Source organism: Verrucomicrobium spinosum DSM 4136 = JCM 18804, assembly GCF_000172155.1.
Lineage (GTDB): Bacteria > Verrucomicrobiota > Verrucomicrobiia > Verrucomicrobiales > Verrucomicrobiaceae > Verrucomicrobium > Verrucomicrobium spinosum.
Window position 1 is genome coordinate 3441497 of the sequence record NZ_ABIZ01000001.1, and the last position, 19376, is coordinate 3460872.

Consider the following 19376-nt stretch of genomic DNA (forward strand, 5'->3'; position numbering starts at 1 on the left):
TGAAGACCAAGATGACCTTCTTCTCAGTTATCATCCCCACCAGCAATCGCTGCCACACCCTGGAGCAGACCATCCGCTCGTGCATGGCTCAGGATGATGAGCATCTCCGGATCGTCGTCAGCGACAACCACAGCACCGATGCCACGCGGGATGTGGTGGAGGGACTGGCAAAAAAGGATGCCCGCATCCTGTATCAACAGCCGCCTCATAGGATGTCGCTTGCCGCCCACTGGGAGTATTGCCTGATGAATCAGAGTGCGGGGCAATACGCCATGCTGCTGGGGTCAGATGATGCACTGCTGCCAGGTTGCATGAAGCGGGCTCGTGCAGCTCTTCATGAGCATCCCGGCATCGAGGTGCTTCACAGCTATCCTTGTCCAGCCTACTATTACGATGATTCCCAGTCGCCCAATGCGGGCAAGCTCTTCATGGTCCTGCGACAGGGCCATGAGATTCGTCAATCAAGTGACTGGCTTCGCCAGGTGGCCGAGGCCAGGGCCGAGATCACGCAGTTGCCGTTCCCCTATCAGCAGAGCTGGGTGAAGACGGACGTGTTTCAGCGGATCATCTCCAGAACGGGTCGGCTCATTCATTCACCCATGCCTGATTTGTTCCTCGCGGTCGCGGTGGCGGCGGTGACGGATTCATACTTGTCTGTTTACCCCGGCTTCGGGCTTGGCGGGTACTCGGCCTCAAGCAATGGGAGCGCTACCACGCAACCTCGCGGCGATCGCAAGCTGGAGGACCAGTTCTATGCCGAGAATGAAATTACACTGCACAAGAAGGTGAATTACTCGCGGTCCCTCCCCGTCTTAGTCGGTGAGGTGCTCCTACAGGCCCGGGACAAAGGACTGCTGCCATCGGACATGACCATTGCATGGGAGAAATTCATCGCCCGCGCTTGGGTGGAATGTCACTCTTGGGATTGGTCCCCGGAAGAAACGGCTGAAAACGCCGCTGCTCTTACCAGGCTGGCGGAAGCCATGGACTGCGTGGAGGTAATGCAACAGTCTCGGACCTTCAGGTCTATCTCGGACTGGGAGGCGTCCACAGAATGGCTGATCAACTGGCCACATTATCCCATTGATCTCGCCTTGGATGTTCGCCCTCTACAGATCCGTGGGGTGGATGAAGTGGCTGAGCTCGTGGAAGACATTCTCCAGTGCGCGGGCCCGGAAGGGCCCATCCCAGCCAAGGCGATTGCACGGGTGATTGACCAGCGGTTCGGGCGTTTCTCCGAGGCCCCCGACGCAGGCCAAAACAAACTGCTTCATTCTGTGGTAATAAAAAATCTCGAGTTGCAATTAGAGCTACAAGAGTCTGCCAACCTGATCACGCGACTCCGTGCCGAATCGGCCCGGCGCGCGCAGGAGAGGGACAAGGCCAAAGCGAAGAGCAGAGAATACCGTGAACAGATCGACCGCATGCGGAAGGAAAAGGTAAAATAGGCACTCAACGACTCCCCTCCAATGTCCATGTTTACTGTTGTGATACCCACCCTGGACCGGGCCGAGACCTTGGCCCACACCCTGAAATCCTGCACGATTCAAGGAGGCGATGACTTTGAGGTTCTGGTGAGTGACAACTTGAGCGTGGATAACACTGCGGAGGTGCTTGCTCATTTTCAGAAGTTAGAGCCGAGGTTGAGGGTTGTCCGTCCGCGCCGTCGGCTGGGTCAGGCCACTCACTGGGAGTTTGCCCTTGGCCATGCCCAACCCGGCTTCGTGATGGTGCTGGGGGCGGACGATGCCCTGTTGCCGCATTGCATGGAGCGCGCGAGGAAAGCGCTGGAACGATTCCCTGACGCGAAGGTCCTCTCCAGTACCGCAGGCATCCTCTACTTCTACCCCAATGCGGGTGGCAAAGAGTCCGGACAGCTCAACTTAATTGATCAAGGGGAGCGCATGGAAGTCAGGAGTTCTCGAGAAGGGCTCTCGAAGCTCCTCAATGCGGACTGCCGGGTGACGGATCTGCCTTATCCCTATGGCTGTGCCTGGATGCACACCAGCCTTCTGGATCGAGTGCGCTCCCAAACCGGGCGTCTGATACCGTGTCGGACGCCACCTGTCTTCCTCACACTAGCCTGCCTTGCCTACACGGATGACTACGTGCATGTGGATCCGGGCTTCGCCTGTCCCGGTGTGTCAGCCAAGAGCATTGGGTACAGCGCCCAACATGCTCACGGGGATCGGGAGCGTGACAAGGAGTTCTTTGAAGAGAGCAATATTGAGGAGAAAGACATCGCCTTTCATCCCCTGGTGGGCGACTCGCGTGCAGAACACATCCACGTTGCAGAGACCCTCCTGATGGCCCAGGAAGCAGGGGTGCTTCCCCGTGAGCCAGCCATTCCCTGGACCAAGTTTATTGCGCTTGCCTACCGGGATTTTCAACGTGGAGAGTGGAGTGAAAGGGATCAGAAGTCGAATCTGGAATCACTGCAACGGGTCAGCAAGAACATGGGGTGTGGCGACATCATTGAGAGGGCTCTGGAACTAGGCGACATCTCTCGTTGGAAGCAGACCTTGGGATTTACCCTGCTGGAGTTCACCATTGACGGGGCGAGCGTCCAGATGGATACCACTCCCATGAAATTGGAGGGCGTGCATGAAGCCGCTCACCTGGCGGACACACTTCTCCAGGCGCGGGTAGAGAGTATCAACGGACGGGCGATTTCTACCATGAATCTTCCTGCTGAATACTTCCTCCGCTGGCTTCTCAGTTCACTGGATGGGAACCGAACACTACGGGCTCAGTACAATACGCGGTGTGTCGAATCAGACCGGCGCGCCGCAGAAAGGGAGCGTGCAAAGGCGCTGCTGGCGGAGGCGAAATCACAGATCCGTGAATTGAGGACCTCCAGGCCGGTCCGGGCAAAGAGCTTGGCAAGCCGTCTCTTTCGCAGATTCAGGATGCGCAAACCGTCGAGTGAGGGGGACGCCATTTAAAGGGGCCCCGGCTGCATCTGCCTGAATACCATGACCAGCTTCGACGAGAAACCTGAGCAGGTGGAGAGATCTGCCTTTCTCTTCACGGTGGTCATTCCCACCTTGAACAGGTGCGAGACGCTAAAGGACACCTTGGAGTCATGCGTTCGTGAGGCGGATCAAGGACTACGCATCCTGGTGAGCGACAATTTAAGTGATGACCGGACGCAGGAGCTCGTCCGCGAATTCGCACAGAGGGATCCACGAGTGAGCTGTGTCCAACCGCCTTCACGTCTGGGGGTGTCGCGGCATTGGGAGTTCGCCATCACCCAGGTTCAAGAGGGTTTCGTGATGGTGCTGGGCTCGGACGACGCGTTGTTGCCCAGCGCCGTATCTCGCGCGCGCAAGCTGTTGGAGGATCATCCCGGAGTGCTCGTTCTTCACGGTGAGCCAGCGGGCGTCTATGTTTATCCCAGTTTTGAAAACGGAATGGGCGACCGCCTGGTCGTTACTTTGGACTCAGTGGGTGCCGGGAGGCTGCGCCGCTCGGAAGAGTGGCTGCGTAGAGCGGCCCGCGCAGAGTGCGATGTGGTGGACCTTCCTGTCGTCTATCAGCACTCTTTCGTGCATGTGAGCGTGCTCCAGAAGATCATCGCCGTCTCCGGTGGCTTGATCCATTCCGTGTTTCCAGATTATTTCCTGGCGGTTGCCGTCGCCACGCAGGTGGATTCCTATCTGCACTGTGCCCCCGGCTTTTCGTTGCCGGGAACTTCCGGTTTGAGTTTGGGTGCAGCGGGATTTCATCCCGGTGGCAATCGGGAACTGGAAAGAGCTTTTAAGGCTGATGCAGAGATTCCATACCATCCTGCGGTAGGGGAAGTCAGGTCCGTGCATATTGCGATGGGAGAGACCCTGCTCCGGATCAGTGAATGTGGTCTCCTGAAAGATGCCCCGCCCATTGCCTGGGACCGAATGGTGGCCAAGGCGATGATGCAGTTTCACACGGAAGGCTGGGGCGATGCCGAGAAGGAGCACAACGTGAAGACCCTTCAAGACCTCGCCCACAGTCTAGGTTGTGCTCACATCCTCCCTCAGGACGATTCGAGTGCTGGACTGGTGGCATGGTCGAAGCAGTTGGGCTTCGCCTTGAGCCCACCAGTCGCCACCACAGGTTGTGAACTCAATGGTCAGTCACTGGGGATCAAGGGCGTGGATCAAGCCGCCATGGTTGCGGAAGAAATGATGATGCTTTGTCAGGATCCCGCCTCCAAAGAGGGAAGCACCTGCCAGAATGTGCTGGCGCATTCATTGCTCACCCAGGTGCAGGGTTTGCGAAAGCTTGCCGGGGGACTTGCCATAGAAGTGCAGAGCTTGCGCGATGAATCCCGACGGCGGGGCCAGGAACGGGATCGTGCCAAACTGGAACTGGCCCGGTTGAAGGAAAAAACTAAAAATCGCCAAGGTGCAAAAGTAAAGCGCCAGCCGGAGGTGAGGTCCAGAGTGCAGAGTTTTTTTCACCTCATCCTCGCAAAGTTCAGATGACTCCTTCATAAGAATGCCCCATCTCAGAGTAAAGACACGGTGATTGCCGCAGACTCATCAAATCCACCCCCCACCCTCCCATCCCTCCCTCAATGCCAAGTTGCGAAGACCTGACCGTACTGATTTTGGCACATGATCGCCCGCATTATCTGCGTTCGGCGCTGGAATCTGTGCGCGGCCAGGTTCTGGCGGGCCGCTTACGCGAAGTTTTGGTCTCTGACAATGGGGCCAAGGGGTTGGCCGCTGAGGTGGTCGGTGAGTTTTCCGATTTGCCGATACGCTACCTTGCGGCTCCCCAAGACACCGACTTTTGCCGCCACGCACACTTTGCCATCTCGCAAGTGGCCTCACCGTTGCTGGCGTTCCTGCACGACGACGATTGGTGGCATCCAGGACACGTTTCCTGCTCGATCCGGGCGCTGGAAGCAAATCCGGAGGCAGCATATGTCGCGTCTGCGAGCTTGTGGCTCGAAGGTGAGAGGAGTGTCGGACCGCCCTTCTACTTCAACTTTCCCATCCTGACGGAGCTGGCAGGCAGTGATGGAGTCAAACCCGTGCTGCTGGACTGGAAACAGGTGTTGATGTTGTCTTGGATCTACACGCCCTACCACCTCTCAAGTCTGGTCGGAAAGACCCAGTGTTTCCTCAATTCTCTGGAGGTATGGCAGGAGACCAACTACCTGGTGGATCGCGCCTTTTTTGGTATCGTTGCCACCAAGGAAAAAATGCCTGTGGTCTTCCTGCCCTATCCGTCAGTTCATGTGAGGCTGCATGAATCGCAGGTGACCAGGGAGAAAGCAGAGATCCAGAAGGCAGGGGCGGTGCTCACCGTCAAGCGGCTACGAGAGCAGTCTGAGAGAGAGGGGATCAATCTCAACGAACTTTGGAGCCGTCATCGTGCCAAGCTGAAGCCAGCTACCAAGTCCCTTTTTGATACTTTGGCGCGCGAATGCCTGACCACCGCGGATCTGGTGGCGATGGGGTGTGACCTTCACGCAGAGGCACGTCCTTGGGAATCTCCTGCCGCTGACGGGGCGAGAAAACAGGGCGATGAGCTCAAGACACGTCTTCAAGCGACGCGTAGGGAGCTCGAAAAGAGCCAGAAGACGTTGGCATCGGTCGTGGGTGCAGTCCAGACGTACGTGCAGAGACTGCTCGGGGCGGCGGACCGGTCTGCCAAACATCCTTCCCGTGCGGCGATCGAGCTCATCGGAGCATCGGGTGCCACCGCTTTGGCCGAGGCCAATCACGAGAAGGCAAACGCCCTTCACTTGGACGCCGCCGAGAAAGGGGCGCATTTGCTTCAGCGCATTTCCCCCCGGTGGTACAGGAACTGGAGAACCTCCAGTGAGACAGTGCCTGGGCTCGTGCAATTGATCGGCAAGGTTCGCAAGGCTGTAGGGCACAGCAAGAAGCCCCCCGTCAAGCGAAGGTTGAAGCCAGATCTCAAGCACTACTCCAAGGCGGCTGGCCGGGTCTTTGCATCCGCAAGTGACGCGCTGAAGCACTACCAAGAGGAGGGATGGCACAAGGACTGGTCTCTCCATCCCTTGTTTGATCCCCAACACTTCCGCAAAAAGAACCCCGAGGTGGCTACAGAGACCGAGCCCCCTTGGGCAATCTATGAAATGATGCTGAACGAAGGGAAGCTTCCTGAGGCGCATCCCCGATTTGGTGGACGATGGCTTCGCGATTACTTCCTGGCTGACTCGGTGCCGCTTCGTCCGCTCCCCATCTCAGTACCCAATAGGCTGGCATCCCCGAATGGTGTCAAGGTCTTGGGCTCAACGCAGATTGTCGTCGGGGTCATTCTGTTTCATACGGAGAGAGAGGAGCTGGCTCACTTGTTTGCCAGTCTGCGGAAGGCGGTGGAACAGGCGCAAGCAGAAGGGCACCTGCCCCCGCTGGTTGTTCTTACGGACAACTCCCATGAATGGAATTCGGCGGATGTTGAGGAGCTCGCAGATCGTGCACGATTGAATGTCTTCTTCCATCCCACGCCTTCGAACATCGGTTTTGGCGCGGGACACAACTTCCTCATGAGGAATGCGTTCCAGTTGCAACACGGCACGCACTATCTGTGCTTGAATCCCGACGGTCATATTCATCCTGAGGCACTGGCGAGTTTCTATCGAACCATTGCCACGTTGAAAGGCGAGGCTTTGGTAGAGGGGTTGCAGTTTCCTGCAGAGCACCCGAAGGACTACAACGCTGCAAGTCATGACACCAACTGGTGCAGTGCTGCCTGTCTCTTGATTTCAAAGCATCTCTACGAGGCCACTGGAGGCTTTGACGAGAGGTTCTTCATGTACTGTGAAGACGTGGATCTCTCCTGGCGGGTGTGGGAGCTGGGCCACCGATGCATCGTAGATCCCGAAGCGCTTTTCTTGCATCATGTGCAAAGCAGGGAACCCAACCCCGCCTCGTTGAGGTGGATGTTTGAGTCCGGGCGTGTCCTGGCTGCGAAGTGGCAGGCAGGCAGGTTCCAGCTGGATTGCGAGCGTAAGCTCGTCGAGGCCGGTCACTACGCCCACACTGGCGATCTGCCCGAACTGGAGGACGTGCCCAAACATACGCCTCATGCCAGAATCGATTTCAAAAACCATTTCACTTTCGCTGCAAGACGATGGTAGCTAGATCACCCCACCACAAGCTTTCCATCGTCGTCTGGCCGGTGTCAGATACCAAAGCGGGCATAAAGCTCCTCGACCGGACTCTGTTTGCTCTCTCTGGCAGCCTGTATGATATTGACGAAGTGGTCATTGGTGCTGATGGCTCGTCATTTGAACGCGTAAGAGAGCTCTTCGGGAAGCATTTCCCCGGGGGGGGGACACGCCTGGCACTGCATGAATTGACAGCCAGCCTTCAGGACTGCCCTGACGTGAGGGAGATCGCAAGTTGTCGCTTTGTCGCACTGGTTCGTCCCGGGGTCTATCCCTACGAGCATGCTTTCTCCACGCTGGTGTGCGAGGTGGAACGACGTGGCGTGCCTGGTGTGGCGGGGGGCTTTCACATCGCCGTGCCCGAAGAAGGCGGAGACAAGATGGCTGCGCGGGTCGAGTCGGTGGCTCCGGGCACGAAGTTTCCAGGAACCACCGTCTTTGACACCAGTCATCCAGAATTCCTCAAGCTTTGGGAGGAAGGCGGGCGTGGTGTGGAAAGAGGGGCAGCCCATGAGGCCGCTGTGGCTGAAACGTTTCCGGTGCATGCGGAACCCCTTTTTCTCGTTGCCGCGGCCATGGATGTGGCCAGGCTTTGCCCTCCCACGGGGGCAGCAAATTCGCCGGCTGGCGCAGTTCAGGAACCTCAAGCGGCACGGACACAGCCGGGTGTGGACATCATCACACGCACATTCCAAAGGCCAGTGCTCCTGGAGCGTGCATTGATGAGCATCCTGGATCAGACGTATGAAAATTGGACCTGGGTGATTGTTGATGGCGGGAAAACGACGGAGGTGCAGGAACTGCTGGAGAAGCACAGGGGCGCCCTTCGCAATCGCGTCACGTACGTTCCCTTCCGCAGCAACCAGGCCCGGATGAGGGGCATTCCGATCAATGCAGGGATTCGGGCCGGCGCAAGCCCGTTGATCACCTTGTTGGACGATGATGACACTTGGGCTCCTGACTTTCTCTCGAAAATGGTTGCTGAGCTGGTGGATCACAAGCCGCACCCTTCTGTGCGCGGTGTGGTGTGTCGAACCACCTGCATTGAAGAGACTTCGGTAGAAGACGGGCTTCGAAAGGTGGGAGAGCGCCCATTGAATGATGACCTTTACAACGTGACCTTGGCCAAACTTTCCATGGTCAACTGTTTCTGCACGCATGCGTTTTTATACGAGCGCGAGGTGATCGGGGAGATCGGTGGCTATCCAGAGGACTACCCGGTTTTGGAGGACTGGCACTTCAATCTACGTTTTGTCCAGAACTTTGAGATTGTCGTCCTGCCTGAGGTGCTGACTTTCTACCACTTCCGCCCGCACCATGTGGACGCAACTGAGTCCAACTCACAGGTTGCGGAAATGCGGCACCATAAATTTTATGAAGGCAGATTGATCAACGAAGCCCTCAGAGAGGACCTTCGCGCGGGCCGACAGGGGCTCGGGCATGTGCTGGCACAGGCGGCGACGATGCGTTGGCTGGGAGAAAAACAACACAACCTCAACAGCAAGGTCAAAGCCATTGGAGAGAAGATCGGAAAAATTGATGCCCGTACGAAGGCTGTCAAAGACAACCTGACACCGCGAAAAGGTTAGCCGGACTCTGATAACGTTGATGGAGCCCAATGGCATTCTCCTGCCAAAATTGACGGAGGAGAGCGATGTGTATCCAACTGACCCACCTCATGAAAGACCATCTGAAGCATCCGTCCGACATGACGCAGGGCGTCGCAATGGTATGCGAGGTTCTCGAGATCGCAGCCGAGCAGTTGCACTCTCCTGAGATCCTGGTGCGATGGTGCAAGTTGTGGGTAGCCGAGACGATCGAGACGGGACGGGTTTTTATCGGCAAATTGGAATTCTATGATCAGGTCCTGCTTTTAGCGTTCGAAATCCGCGTGAGTGGGGATCGCCAGGCGGAAGCCATCCATTTCCAGTTGATTCCTCCCGCTCCAGCTGGTGAATCCACCGTGGTCCTCCCACTTGGCGAAGTCTCCATGGATCGGGTGGGAGAGGTGGTGGAGGAGTTACTGGAACTGCTCTTCGGTGCAACAGGATACAAGGGCTAGTGCCGTCGGCTTACCAGCCAGGCTCACATCTTGTTTGCGGAGTTGATGCTGGGATGATCCACCAACCTTGCCAGCCAGTGAGATGCCCGTAGAACCGCCAGGGTGGAGGTGGTAATGGCCGCAACAATCGCAGAGAGCCAGAGGTGCCACCCCTTTGTTAATCGGTGGGAGTTTTGCTGGCGCGAAATCGGTCAGGTGCGGCGCTCAGTACGAGGACTGGTCTCTCCCACAGAGCGTAGAGACCACACACCATCATCAGCAGCAGGCTCCCGGTCAAGGCGGTCAGTAGGAGCCTGCGGGTGTGAATCATTGTGCTCAATGTGATCCCGCCAACTGTGTGACCTTACAGAGAAGATGAGCGAACGTGATGGCATAGTTGAAACTTCAACTGAGGCAAGCAGCCGGTCCGTCATTCTGCCAGGACTCTGCGGAGGAAGGTATGGCGAGCTGACTGCTGATCGTGCGAAGTTGTCCTGCGCCAGGTGTGGAGACTTGATCCGCCATTTGACTAAGGAGCATACCTTGCTTACGGAGCAATCTGGCGTGAGAACGTGGTCGCTTCGTGAGCCTGAATATGTGCACTCAACCAGAAACCGATGGCTTGCGAATGACCGAATCATCGGGATGCGGCGAGCGCGACGGCACCGTGGGCAGTGTGAATGTGAAAACGGACTTGTTGCCCGTGATGGAAGCGATTCAGAAACTCCTGACAGGCCAGAAAAATCGGGTTGAAATGCGGATTGAGGCTCCTCTGGATCTGAATCCTGTTCTGAGGGATCCGGGCCTTTTGTATGAGCAGTTGATCCAACTGTGCACCCATGCTCAAGATGCCATGAGAAGCGGTGGCGTTCTCGTGCTGAGGGCAGAGAACGTGACTGTGGATGACAACCCACACACAGCGGCGCGATTGGAGCCGGGTTCCTATGTTAGATTGCAGCTTGAAGAGTACAGCAGTGAAGGGTTTGGCTCCTGTCTCCAGTTGAACCTGCCTTCAGCATGTGATCAAGCATGGCCTGATGGCAAGTTCAGGGAATAAACGGAGGCTCTGCGCAACGGGGGGCTGGTATCCATGCATTGGTCGTTCAGCGGTGCCGCCGGGTGCTGGTAACTCCCAATGGAGGCTGGGTCGGGCTTTTGAAAGCCACCTGGGTCACTTCTGCACCCTGACGTGCCGAAGGGAACGGCGTTGCCTTCTAACCCGACACGTGAAAGGAAAAAAGGTAAGGGTTGCACCTGAATTATGGATCGGGGAGATGGCTTTGGTCGGCATTCTCCTCGAAAAATAAGATGTTCCCGCCAAGGAGGGGTACCCCTCTTGCAACTCCTGATAATAGATCCCTTTGACATCCGCCTCCATGCCTGAACCAGATGCCCGGGCGCGTGTTCTGTTGATCGACAACGACACGGGTTTTCGCACAGATCTCGGGCAGCGGATCAATGTCCTGGCTAACGTGAGGGTTTGTGGAGAGGCGGGCGATGCTGCCACCGGACTGGAGGCCGTGCGCAGCCTTACGCCAGAGCTTGCCATTGTGGAGGTAAATCTTCCGGATCGTAATGGCATCAGTCTCATCCCTGAGATCACTTCTGTTTCGCCCCTGACCGTAGTACTGGTGCTGACTGCACATGATGAGGTTTTTTTTGGCCTGGAGGCTCTGAGAGCAGGGGCCTATGGTTATCTGGTAAAGGACGATATCGCGACCTATCTTCAGATGGCGGTGACGCAGACACTGAGGCGCGAGTATTTCCTGCCTCCCAGGTTGGTCGCTCACCTGCTGCACGGCTTGGAACACCCTGAACGCTTTGCCAGCTTCAATCCCAATCCACTCTCTACCCTCACTGATCGTGAGATGGAGGTGTTCCAGTGGCTCTCCAGAGGGTATGGCACCAAGCGGATTGCCGAACGACTAGGGCTTGGCATCAAGACCATTGAGACCCATCGTGCCAATATCATGGCACGGCTGGACCTCCACACGGCCGAGGAACTTGTGAACTTCGCCGTGGAATGGCGGGAGCGAGTCTTGACGTCTTGAGACCTGTTCAGGTGGAGCTACAGGAGCCGGAGGTCTCCACCCACGCGGTCCACACAGATGTTGCCCAACGACGGATCTGGCGGGGCATTTGGTTTGTCAGGCGTCATCTCGTGAGCGCAGTGAATAAAAAGGAACGGTTGGTTTCTTTCAAGAGGCAAACGACTTGTGGTGGGCCCAAGCGGCGTCCAACACCTCGTTGATGTCGTTTGGTGTGAAAGGTTTTGCCAAATGACGATGGAAACCGGCTGCAATGCTTCGCTCTCGATCTGCACCCGAATAGTAACCGCTCATAGCCACTGCGTAAACTTCTCGGGCTGGGTTGAGTTGGAGGAGCATTTCCCTGCCGTCCCCATCGGGCAGACCAATGTCCGAGATAATGAGATGGCAATTGCTGCCGGGCAGAACTTCTAGAGCTTCCTGGATGGTGGTGGCACACTGCACCTGGTGGCCACGCGACCTCAAATAGCGGGAGAGGGCGAGCAGGGTGCCCTCATGGTTCTCAACCACAACAACACGCAAGCTCCGGGGCGGCGTTGGGGGATCGACTGGAAGACGGGACATGCTACGTGGGTGTGAATGTCAAGGGGTGACGCTTTAACCACAGATCACGCGTCGAAGACCAAAGCCGTGCTGAAGGGTGACGAACATCCCCAACAAGGAGCGTCAGAGCGGGAAATCAACGACAGAAAAGATCTTGCCCTATTCGCAATCGATGGAGGTGTAGGATGTAAGCAGAGACCATTGTCCTCATTGTCCGCGGGAGCTGGGGAGGAATGAAGTCAGCTTGATCAAGACGGACCACCTCAACTTTGCGCCTTCAGTTCAATGAAATGGGGGAACTGGCATGGGGGCTTCCTGTTGCGATTTCCACATACCTCGACTGCGGAAGAGCCTCTGCAAGTGCCCGAGATGGAGCATCGACGGTATGGTGGCAGAGGAGACGTGTGCAATGCCCCTGCTAAATTTTATGCAGGATCTGTGGTAGTGACCGGGAGCACGAATCCAAGCTCGTTTTGAGGGTGGGTTTCGACCTGTGTGGATTCCTCAAGCGTGAACCAGTCTTTGGCCAGTCTATTGACTTCTGTCGAGCTGGGAATATTGAGCTTTTTCTTGATGCTGATGCGATGCGTTTCTACCGTCTTTAGCCCCATGCGAAGTTGCTGGGCTATGTCCTTGGGGGGCAGTCCCCGTCCCACGCAATAGAAGACCTCTTTCTCTCTGGGGGAGAGGCATTCGAGTAGATTCTCGGGATGTGATTCATTCCTTGCCATGGAGTCCAGGAGCACGTGGCTTTGGAAGCTCTTGCTAATGTACACCCGGTTCCGGCTCACTCTTCTCAACGCCAGAGCAAGCTCGGCAAGGCCATCATCCTTGCGGAGATAACCGCGAGCTCCGGCCCGCAGGGCTTTGGCAGCGTAGAGGGGATTTTCATGCTGGGAAAGAATCAGCACCCGTACCTCCGGACGCTCTTGGCACATCTGTCGGGTCAATTCAATGCCATTGAGGTCAGGCAGGCAAACATCTACCACGACGACGTCTGGTCGGGTGGCGCGGAAAGCGTCCATCGCTTCCCGTGCATTTCCACTCTGGCCACAAATGATCAGTTCTCCAACTCTCCGCACGATCGCTGCAACACCGCTCCGGAAAGTGTGAGGTGGACCCCGGAAATCGGACCAGTGCTGAAGTTGGAGTTTTGGAGTTGGGCAGGGCTGGAGTAAACCAGAACCTGAAACTCGAAAATGAAAGCCAAACGTAGAAGACACGACCCCGAATTCAAGGCCCGAGTGGCGCTCGAAGCGCTCAAAGGCCTCAAGACCATTGCCGAGATTGCCAAGGAGTACGACATCCATCCTGTGCAGGTCTCTGACTGGAAGAAGACGCTCCAGGCTGGGATGGCCGGGGTCTTTGGTCAGGACCATGGCCGTGCCGACCAGGAGGAGCACGAGCGCGAACGGGCCCAGTTGCACTCCAAGATCGGGGAGCTGGCCGTGAAAGTGGACTTTCTGCAAAAAAAGTCCAAACAGCTCGGCATCTGGAACGACCTGCCGGGCTGGTCGAAAAAGAACACCCCGTTTTGAGCATGAGAAGCCAGTGTGAACTGCTGGGGGTGTGCCGCTCGATGCTAGCCTATGAGGCGGTGCCTGAGAGCGGTGAAGACCGCCGAATCATGAGGTTGCTTGATGAGCTCTACCTCAAGGATCCGTGCCTGGGGACCCGTCGCCTGGTGAAGGTGCTGGAGCGCGACCACGGCTTCAAGGCCAACCGCAAGCGCTTGCAGCGGCTGCGACGTCAGATGGGGCTGGAGGCCATCTACTGTCGTCCGCGCACGAGCCAGCCTGGAGACGGGCACCGCATTTATCCGTACTTGCTGCGGGAGATGGCCGTGGAGCGTCCCGACCAGGTGTGGTGCGCCGACATCACCTATGTGCCCATGGCGCGAGGCCACGCCTATCTGTGTGCAGTGATGGACTGGCACACGCGCAAAGTGCTGGGGTGGCAGGTGAGCAACACGATGGATGTGAACCTGTGTCTTGAGGCGCTGGAGATGGCGGTGAGGGAGACAGGGAGCAGGCCGGAGATCTTCAACACCGACCAGGGCAGCCAGTTTACCTGTGAGCAATGGACCGGGCGGATTGAAGAGCTGGGAGCGCGCATCAGCATGGACGGCAAAGGGCGGTGGATGGACAACGTGTTCATCGAACGGCTGTGGCGGAGCGTGAAGTACGAGGAAATCTACATACGCGAACATGGCACCATCCTTGAGCTTGAGCGGGGGCTGGCCCGGTGGTTTGAGCGCTACAACACATGGCGTCCCCACGAGGCCCTGGGCTACCAGACACCTGAGCAAGCCTACAAGGGCATTGCGAAGCTGCCTGCGACAGTGCCGAGGATGCCCATGGCTCTTGCCGCATGAACACACCAAGCGGCCTTCCAGAGCCCGCTTGGATGCCCCCCAGGGGCGGCGGTCCGACCGAAGGGGTTGTTGCACTTCAGGCTCTCCGCTTCGCTCCGAGCCTTTCGTTACACAACCCCATCGGTCGGAAGTGCAATGAGGAAGTTGACATCAAGACAGAACCAAACTAACCCAATGAACAGCCAGCCCACCATAGCTTAACTTCCAGCAACTCTGGCCGAAGAACGGGGTCCACCTCAGTGGGATGGTCATCTACGATGAGAAGCTTTTGTGTTTGAGGAAGGGCACAAAGCGCCTCTTCAGACGCTGGAGTGTTGGAATTCATGTAGGAGTCAGGTAGCCGATATTCGATTTTGCATATGTCTATGGCCGGAAAAAATGAAACTTTTGAAATAATATGCCGTCAAAGGGAGCTTTTAGTCCCCGGTTTTAGTCGGGCAGCGATTTTCCCCTGTGTTTTTCTACACCGTCGCTCCTGTACGTCAGAGAGGGCTGGAAATCGGACCAGTGCTGAAGCCGGATTAACTGTTGTCCGCGCACGAGCCAGTCTGGAGATGGGCACGCATTTACCCGCACTTGTTGGGGGGCGTCCCCACCCATCGTGTTGCGCCGACATCACCAATGTGCCAATGGCACGAGGCCAGGTTTACCTGAATTCGGTGATGGATTGGCACACGCGCAAAGTGTTGGGGCGGTGGGTGAGCAACACGATTGATGTGAACCTGTGTCTTGAGGTGCTGGAGATTGCGGTGAGCGAGACAGCGAGCAGGCCGGAGTTCTTCAACACCGAACAACACGGCCAATTTACCAGTGAGCAATGGACCGGACGGCAGGAAGAGCCTGCTAGCTCGCATCTGCATGGACGGTAAAGGGCAGTGAGGTGGACCACACGTTCATCGAGCGCTTGTTGCGGAGCGTGAAGTACGAGGAGATCTACATTCGCGAACATGCCACCCTTCTTAAGCTTGAGCGCGGACTGACCCGGTGGTTTGAGCGTTACAACACGTGGCACTGCCACGAGGCCTGGTGCCATTCACAGCTGCGAAACTTGGGTAAACTTCCAGCAACGCTGTCAGGAGAACGGGAGCCACCACGCAGCTTACAGATGCAAATCATCACATCAAACGCCTCACGCTGAGTGGATTGCCGTGGTGCACCCAGCAGGAATCGAACCTGCATCGGCGGTTCCGGAAACCGCTGTTCTATCCGTTGAACTATGGGTGCAAATCGTCTCTACCCGCAGAGCGGAGGACAGGGGAGCAATTTGTACGTGAGAGGCGGCAAGTTTGCAAGCGATGTTTCGTGCGGAGTTCAGTTTGAAGGCGAAAGGGGAGGGCTAGTGGGGTGACCGGCACGGGGTGGGAGGAGAGCGTTGGTCAATTTCTGGTAACCGTGAGGGGGCCACTGTCGTCATTTGCCGTGCCATGACTTCCCGGATTGCCCGCACCGCCAACCTTTCTCGTCGTTCATTTGGATTTGTCCTCGGCTGCTTTGCCAGCACGGTCCTCTGGGGATCGGTCGTTTGGGCGGAGTCGCGGGAGGTGGTTGCCTTTGGAGACAGTCTGACAGACATGGGAAACCGCATGGTGGAGACCCGGAAGCCGGATCTCAAGTTCAAGCTGGACTGGGTGGCTCAACTTGCCGGACCCAGCATGTTGAATGCTGCGGAGATCAAGCCCTCCGGCATGTCCTTCTTTTATGGGGGTCCAACTACGCTGTGGGTGGCGCTACCACGGAGTACACGGCGAAGAACAGCAGCGACCGCAACAAGGGACAAAACCTCACCCAACGGGTGACGCGGCGGTACCTCAATGCCCAGTTTAATTCCGGAGGACCCAAGACTGAGGCTCTGCACGTGGTGGTGATCGGGGCCAATGACCTGATGCGGGCCTGCATCTCTCCGGATCAGATTCTCAGCTGATGGGCCCCTCTGGACGCTGTGGGTGAAGAGCTGGCCAAGAGTACCGAAGCGCAGGTGACCGCCTTGGCCAAGGCGGGGGTAAGACAGGTGCTGTGGGGCAATCTTTTCGATGTCGGCAAGACTCCTTCGCTCGTGGCCAAAGTCACCCTGCTCGGCGGTGCGGAGGCTCCCACTGTGCTCAGGTCGGTTTCCAAGGCGATCAATGCCCACAATCGTGAGATGGATGCCGCCATTGCCAGACTACAGGTGGCTTGGCCGGAACTCCAGATCATCCAACTGGATCTCCACGCGAAGTTCTCGGAAGTGGCGGTCGATCCCGGCAAATATGGATTTGCAGACGTGAGCACCGGTGCCAACGATGACCGCCATCTGTTCTCGGCTGATGGCCTGCACCCCACTGCCAAGGGGCACGAGATGCTGGCCAAGTTCGCGTACGATACGGTGACCCGCCCAGACGGCAGCGGGACAGTGATGGCCGACGGCAGCACGGCTGGGTTGAGATCACGCCGTCTGCGATTCGGCATGCCGAAGCATCCAGTTTCCGGATTGGCCCGATCCGGTAATGGGCGGGTGGCCGTGGTCATCGTCTGCCCTTGTCGTTAACCCTTGTCGCTCCGTCCGCCATGCGTGCCATCTGGAAGGGATCCATCAGCTTCGGACTGGTGAACATTCCCATCGCTCTCTATCCGGCCACTCACCGCGAAGAACTACGATTCCACCTGTTGCGATCGAGGGATTTGAGTCCGGTGAACTACAAGCGCGTGGCGCAAACCGACGGCAAAGAGGTGCCTTGGGACCAGATCGTAAAAGGCTATGAGTATGAAAAAGGGAAATATGTGGTCATCAAGGAGGATGACTTCAAGCGCGTGGACGTGGAAGCGACCCAGACAGTGGACATCCAGTCCTTCGTGAATCTGGAGGAGGTGAGCCCGCTTTTCTTTCACAAACCGTACTACATGGAGCCGCAGAAGGGCGGGGATCGTGCCTATGTGCTGTTGCGGGAGGCCCTGGAGGGTTCTGGCAAGATTGGCATTGCCAAGGTGGTGATCAAGACGCGGCAGCATTTGGCGGCAGTGAAGCCGCAGGATGAGGGGTTAATGCTGGAACTCATGCACTTCCCTGATGAACTCAGGGACGTGGATGAGTTCAAAAAGCCCCGCGAGGCCAAAATCAGCAAAAAAGAGAGCGACATGGCCCGGTCTCTTGTGGACTCGATGACCGAAAAGTGGGATCCGGACAGGATCAAGGACGACTATCGGGAAGCTCTGGAGGAGATGATCGAGGACAAGATCGCTCATGGCGGCAAGTCGGTGGGCAAGGCACCGTCGCGAAAGCATCCTCCAAACGTGGTGGATCTGGTGGCCGTGCTAGAGCAAAGTCTCAGGCCCAAGGGCGGGACCTCCAGCGGTGGCAAACGGAGACCTGCTGCCAAGGCGAAAAAGGCGGCGGGGAAGAAGCGGACTTCAGGCGGGGCGAGTTCGAGGAAGAAAACCTCCCGTGCGAAGAAAGCCGCCTGATTTGACTCGACCCGACCTGAACGGAAGAGCCCCCCCCTACAGCCATGCCACTCAAGGAGTATAAACGGAAACGCAACTTCAATGTGACCGCGGAGCCTTCCGGCAACCTGATGGAATCGGGCGCTCGCAAGCCGCAGCGGAAAAAGGCTGGGTCGGCGAGAAGATTCGTGATCCAACAGCACGATGCTTCCCGGTTGCACTTTGACTTCCGGCTGGAACTTGGAGGCACGCTGGTTTCCTGGGCAGTGCCGAAGGGCCTTCCGCTGAAGCATGCTGAGAAACACCTTGCCGTAAAGGTGGAGGATCATCCCTTGTCCTACTTCGACTTTGAAGGCACTATTCCAAAAGGGCAGTACGGAGGTGGCACAGTACAGGTGTGGGATGTCGGGACCTATGAGCCGCTCAGCAAGACGCCTGCCAAGGAGTTGAAAGGGGGCAAGCTTCACTTCATCTTGCATGGTACAAAGCTGAGTGGCGAGTGGTATCTCGTGAGGCTGAGGGATGGTGACAACTGGCTCATTATACGAGGTGGACCCAATCATGCCAGGATGACCAAAAAAGCGGTCTCCAGTTCAGCCCTCACTGGGCGCACTCTGCCCGAGATCGCGAACGGTGAGAAGCCAGCCCAAGGCAACAGTACGGCCTCCGTCATCAGGGACGCAGATGAAAAAGGGAGGGCAGAAGCCGAAGCTCAGGACAGGAGCAGGAAAGCTGGTGGGGTTCCACGCGACCAAGTGAACGACGGGAGTGAATTCTCGAAGCCGAAGGTTCTGAAAGTTCTGAAGGTTCTGAAGGTTCTGAAGGTGGATGGCGTGAATTTTATAGAACCCATGAAGGCACGTCTGGTGGATGAGGCACCACAAGGTGCTTGGGAGTACGAGGTCAAGTTCGATGGATTTCGCGCCGTGGCCTATCGTCAGGGCGACGGCATTTGCCTGCTCTCCAGAACGCGGCATGACCTGACGCAGAAGTTTCCTGAAATCGCCCACGCGCTCATGAATTTGGAGGAAACAAAGTTTGTGCTGGACGGTGAAATTGTGGCGCTGGATGCCAAAGGGCGCTCCTCCTTCCAGCTGCTACAGGCCTATGAGTTGGGGCGGGAGAAACCTCTGTTGTGCTATTATATTTTTGACATCCTATTTCTGGGCGGCAAGCCTCTGACACACTTGCCCCTCCGGGAGCGGCGGAAGAAGCTCAGGGCTCTGCTGCCCCCTCGTAGCGAGCTCCTGCGCTTTTCCGCGAGTTTGGGGGAGGATGCAGCACCTGTTTTGAAGGAGGTTCAGAAGCATGGCCTGGAAGGCATCATTGGTAAACGGAAGGGGTCCTCCTACGAGCCGGGACGCCGAAGCGGAGAGTGGATCAAGCTCAAGGTTCATCAGCAGCAGGAGTTTGTGATCGGCGGCTACACCGAGCCTTCGGGGTCTCGTTCTCATCTGGGCGCTCTCTTGGTGGGCGTGTGGGAGAGAGGGAAGTTGATCTATTCAGGAAAAGTGGGCACGGGGTTCACCACCGCCACGCTAAAAGAACTGCACCAGCGAATGGTCAAGCTCAAACGGACCACTTGCCCGTTCTCCGACTTGCCCGAAGAGCGTGAGGGGCGGTACGGTCAGGGCATCACGGCGGCCGTAATGAAACGTTGCCACTGGGTGAAACCGATGCTTGTCTGCCAAGTGAAGTTTGGCGAGTGGACGCGTGACGGGCGACTGCGGCAGCCGGTGTATCTTGGCCTGCGTGAGGACAAGCCAGCTCGTGAAGTCGTTCGTGAACGGACTGACGGAATGAGCAATAGAACTCTTTGACAAG

The 19376-nt window shown here is 57.1% G+C and carries 15 protein-coding genes, 1 tRNA gene and 1 pseudogene; 14 read left to right on the forward strand and 3 right to left on the reverse strand.

The features are described from left to right. Window positions 1-11: 11 nt before the first annotated feature. From VSP_RS13905 to VSP_RS39400, 8 genes are all read left to right on the forward strand, one after another. Window positions 12-1448 carry a glycosyltransferase family 2 protein gene (locus VSP_RS13905; RefSeq protein WP_157210894.1) on the forward strand — a complete coding sequence of 479 codons (1437 nt, stop codon included), beginning with the start codon at window positions 12-14 and terminating at the stop codon, window positions 1446-1448. Between the two features lie 21 nt (window positions 1449-1469). Continuing rightward, complete coding sequence (locus VSP_RS13910; protein WP_009961323.1) at window positions 1470-2945, forward strand: glycosyltransferase family A protein; 1476 nt, start codon at window positions 1470-1472, stop codon at window positions 2943-2945. A gap of 30 nt (window positions 2946-2975) precedes the next feature. Beyond that, complete coding sequence (locus VSP_RS13915; protein WP_009961324.1) at window positions 2976-4466, forward strand: glycosyltransferase family 2 protein; 1491 nt, start codon at window positions 2976-2978, stop codon at window positions 4464-4466. A gap of 92 nt (window positions 4467-4558) precedes the next feature. Beyond that, the gene (locus VSP_RS39390) at window positions 4559-7099 is read left to right on the forward strand and encodes a glycosyltransferase family 2 protein (RefSeq protein ID WP_009961325.1); all 2541 of its coding nucleotides are present in this window, start codon (window positions 4559-4561) and stop codon (window positions 7097-7099) included. After that, on the forward strand, window positions 7093-8718 hold the full coding sequence (locus VSP_RS39395) for a glycosyltransferase family 2 protein (protein WP_081452542.1): 1626 nt from the start codon (window positions 7093-7095) through the stop codon (window positions 8716-8718). The genes VSP_RS39390 and VSP_RS39395 overlap by 7 nt, the downstream gene beginning before the upstream one ends. Before the next feature lie 89 nt (window positions 8719-8807). Next, a complete protein-coding gene (locus VSP_RS13930; protein WP_156345712.1) occupies window positions 8808-9191 on the forward strand; it encodes a hypothetical protein in 384 nt (127 codons plus the stop codon). A gap of 607 nt (window positions 9192-9798) precedes the next feature. Next, on the forward strand, window positions 9799-10227 hold the full coding sequence (locus tag VSP_RS13935) for an ATP-binding protein (RefSeq protein WP_009961329.1): 429 nt from the start codon (window positions 9799-9801) through the stop codon (window positions 10225-10227). A 319-nt stretch (window positions 10228-10546) separates the two neighbouring features. Beyond that, on the forward strand, window positions 10547-11221 hold the full coding sequence (locus tag VSP_RS39400; RefSeq protein WP_009961330.1) for a response regulator: 675 nt from the start codon (window positions 10547-10549) through the stop codon (window positions 11219-11221). 147 nt (window positions 11222-11368) lie between these two features. On the opposite strand, the gene VSP_RS13945 is transcribed toward VSP_RS39400, so the two are convergent. Further along, entirely contained in the window at window positions 11369-11782 is a 414-nt protein-coding gene (locus VSP_RS13945; RefSeq protein ID WP_009961331.1) for a response regulator, read from the reverse strand. A 404-nt stretch (window positions 11783-12186) separates the two neighbouring features. Next, window positions 12187-13071 carry a response regulator transcription factor gene (locus tag VSP_RS42260; RefSeq protein ID WP_157210896.1) on the reverse strand — a complete coding sequence of 295 codons (885 nt, stop codon included), beginning with the start codon at window positions 13069-13071 and terminating at the stop codon, window positions 12187-12189. On the opposite strand from VSP_RS42260, the gene VSP_RS35365 reads away from it, so the two are divergent. Both VSP_RS35365 and VSP_RS41735 read left to right on the forward strand, forming a co-directional pair. Continuing rightward, window positions 12961-14135, forward strand: a protein-coding gene (locus VSP_RS35365) for an IS3-like element ISVsp13 family transposase (RefSeq protein WP_086010718.1) whose coding sequence is annotated in 2 segments (ribosomal slippage) — window positions 12961-13237 and window positions 13237-14135 — 1176 coding nt in all. Because the reading frame shifts where the segments join, the coding sequence is not laid out codon by codon here. The genes VSP_RS42260 and VSP_RS35365 overlap by 111 nt on opposite strands. Window positions 14136-14655: 520 nt before the next feature. Further along, window positions 14656-15273, forward strand: a pseudogene (locus VSP_RS41735) (DDE-type integrase/transposase/recombinase); the annotation flags it as partial. 11 nt (window positions 15274-15284) lie between these two features. Here VSP_RS41735 and VSP_RS13970 read toward each other — a convergent pair. After that, window positions 15285-15359 (reverse strand) — tRNA-Arg (locus VSP_RS13970). A 200-nt stretch (window positions 15360-15559) separates the two neighbouring features. Here VSP_RS13970 and VSP_RS43050 point away from each other — a divergent pair. The 4 genes from VSP_RS43050 (at window position 15560) to ligD (ending at window position 19372) form a co-directional block, all read left to right on the forward strand. Continuing rightward, complete coding sequence (locus VSP_RS43050; protein WP_009961336.1) at window positions 15560-15931, forward strand: hypothetical protein; 372 nt, start codon at window positions 15560-15562, stop codon at window positions 15929-15931. A gap of 143 nt (window positions 15932-16074) precedes the next feature. After that, window positions 16075-16659: an SGNH/GDSL hydrolase family protein gene (locus tag VSP_RS13980; protein ID WP_009961338.1), complete on the forward strand. Its 585-nt coding sequence runs from the start codon at window positions 16075-16077 to the stop codon at window positions 16657-16659. 20 nt (window positions 16660-16679) lie between these two features. Continuing rightward, the gene (gene ku, locus VSP_RS13985) at window positions 16680-17573 is read left to right on the forward strand and encodes a non-homologous end joining protein Ku (RefSeq protein WP_009961339.1); all 894 of its coding nucleotides are present in this window, start codon (window positions 16680-16682) and stop codon (window positions 17571-17573) included. A gap of 44 nt (window positions 17574-17617) precedes the next feature. After that, on the forward strand, window positions 17618-19372 hold the full coding sequence (gene ligD / locus VSP_RS13990) for a non-homologous end-joining DNA ligase (protein ID WP_009961340.1): 1755 nt from the start codon (window positions 17618-17620) through the stop codon (window positions 19370-19372). Window positions 19373-19376: the final 4 nt, after the last annotated feature.

Bases quoted from the DNA above. Each gene is read 5' to 3' on its own strand.
- VSP_RS13915 (WP_009961324.1), top strand. From the start codon at position 2,976: ATGACCAGCTTCGACGAGAAACCTGAGCAGGTGGAGAGATCTGCCTTT.
- VSP_RS13945 (WP_009961331.1), bottom strand. From the start codon at position 11,782: ATGTCCCGTCTTCCAGTCGATCCCCCAACGCCGCCCCGGAGCTTGCGT.
- VSP_RS13910 (WP_009961323.1), top strand. From the start codon at position 1,470: ATGTCCATGTTTACTGTTGTGATACCCACCCTGGACCGGGCCGAGACC.
- VSP_RS13935 (WP_009961329.1), top strand. From the start codon at position 9,799: ATGACCGAATCATCGGGATGCGGCGAGCGCGACGGCACCGTGGGCAGT.
- VSP_RS39400 (WP_009961330.1), top strand. From the start codon at position 10,547: ATGCCTGAACCAGATGCCCGGGCGCGTGTTCTGTTGATCGACAACGAC.
- ligD (WP_009961340.1), top strand. From the start codon at position 17,618: ATGCCACTCAAGGAGTATAAACGGAAACGCAACTTCAATGTGACCGCG.
- ku (WP_009961339.1), top strand. From the start codon at position 16,680: ATGCGTGCCATCTGGAAGGGATCCATCAGCTTCGGACTGGTGAACATT.
- VSP_RS13930 (WP_156345712.1), top strand. From the start codon at position 8,808: ATGAAAGACCATCTGAAGCATCCGTCCGACATGACGCAGGGCGTCGCA.
- VSP_RS42260 (WP_157210896.1), bottom strand. From the start codon at position 13,071: ATGGATGTCGTACTCCTTGGCAATCTCGGCAATGGTCTTGAGGCCTTT.
- VSP_RS43050 (WP_009961336.1), top strand. From the start codon at position 15,560: ATGACTTCCCGGATTGCCCGCACCGCCAACCTTTCTCGTCGTTCATTT.
- VSP_RS39390 (WP_009961325.1), top strand. From the start codon at position 4,559: ATGCCAAGTTGCGAAGACCTGACCGTACTGATTTTGGCACATGATCGC.
- VSP_RS39395 (WP_081452542.1), top strand. From the start codon at position 7,093: ATGGTAGCTAGATCACCCCACCACAAGCTTTCCATCGTCGTCTGGCCG.
- VSP_RS13905 (WP_157210894.1), top strand. From the start codon at position 12: ATGACCTTCTTCTCAGTTATCATCCCCACCAGCAATCGCTGCCACACC.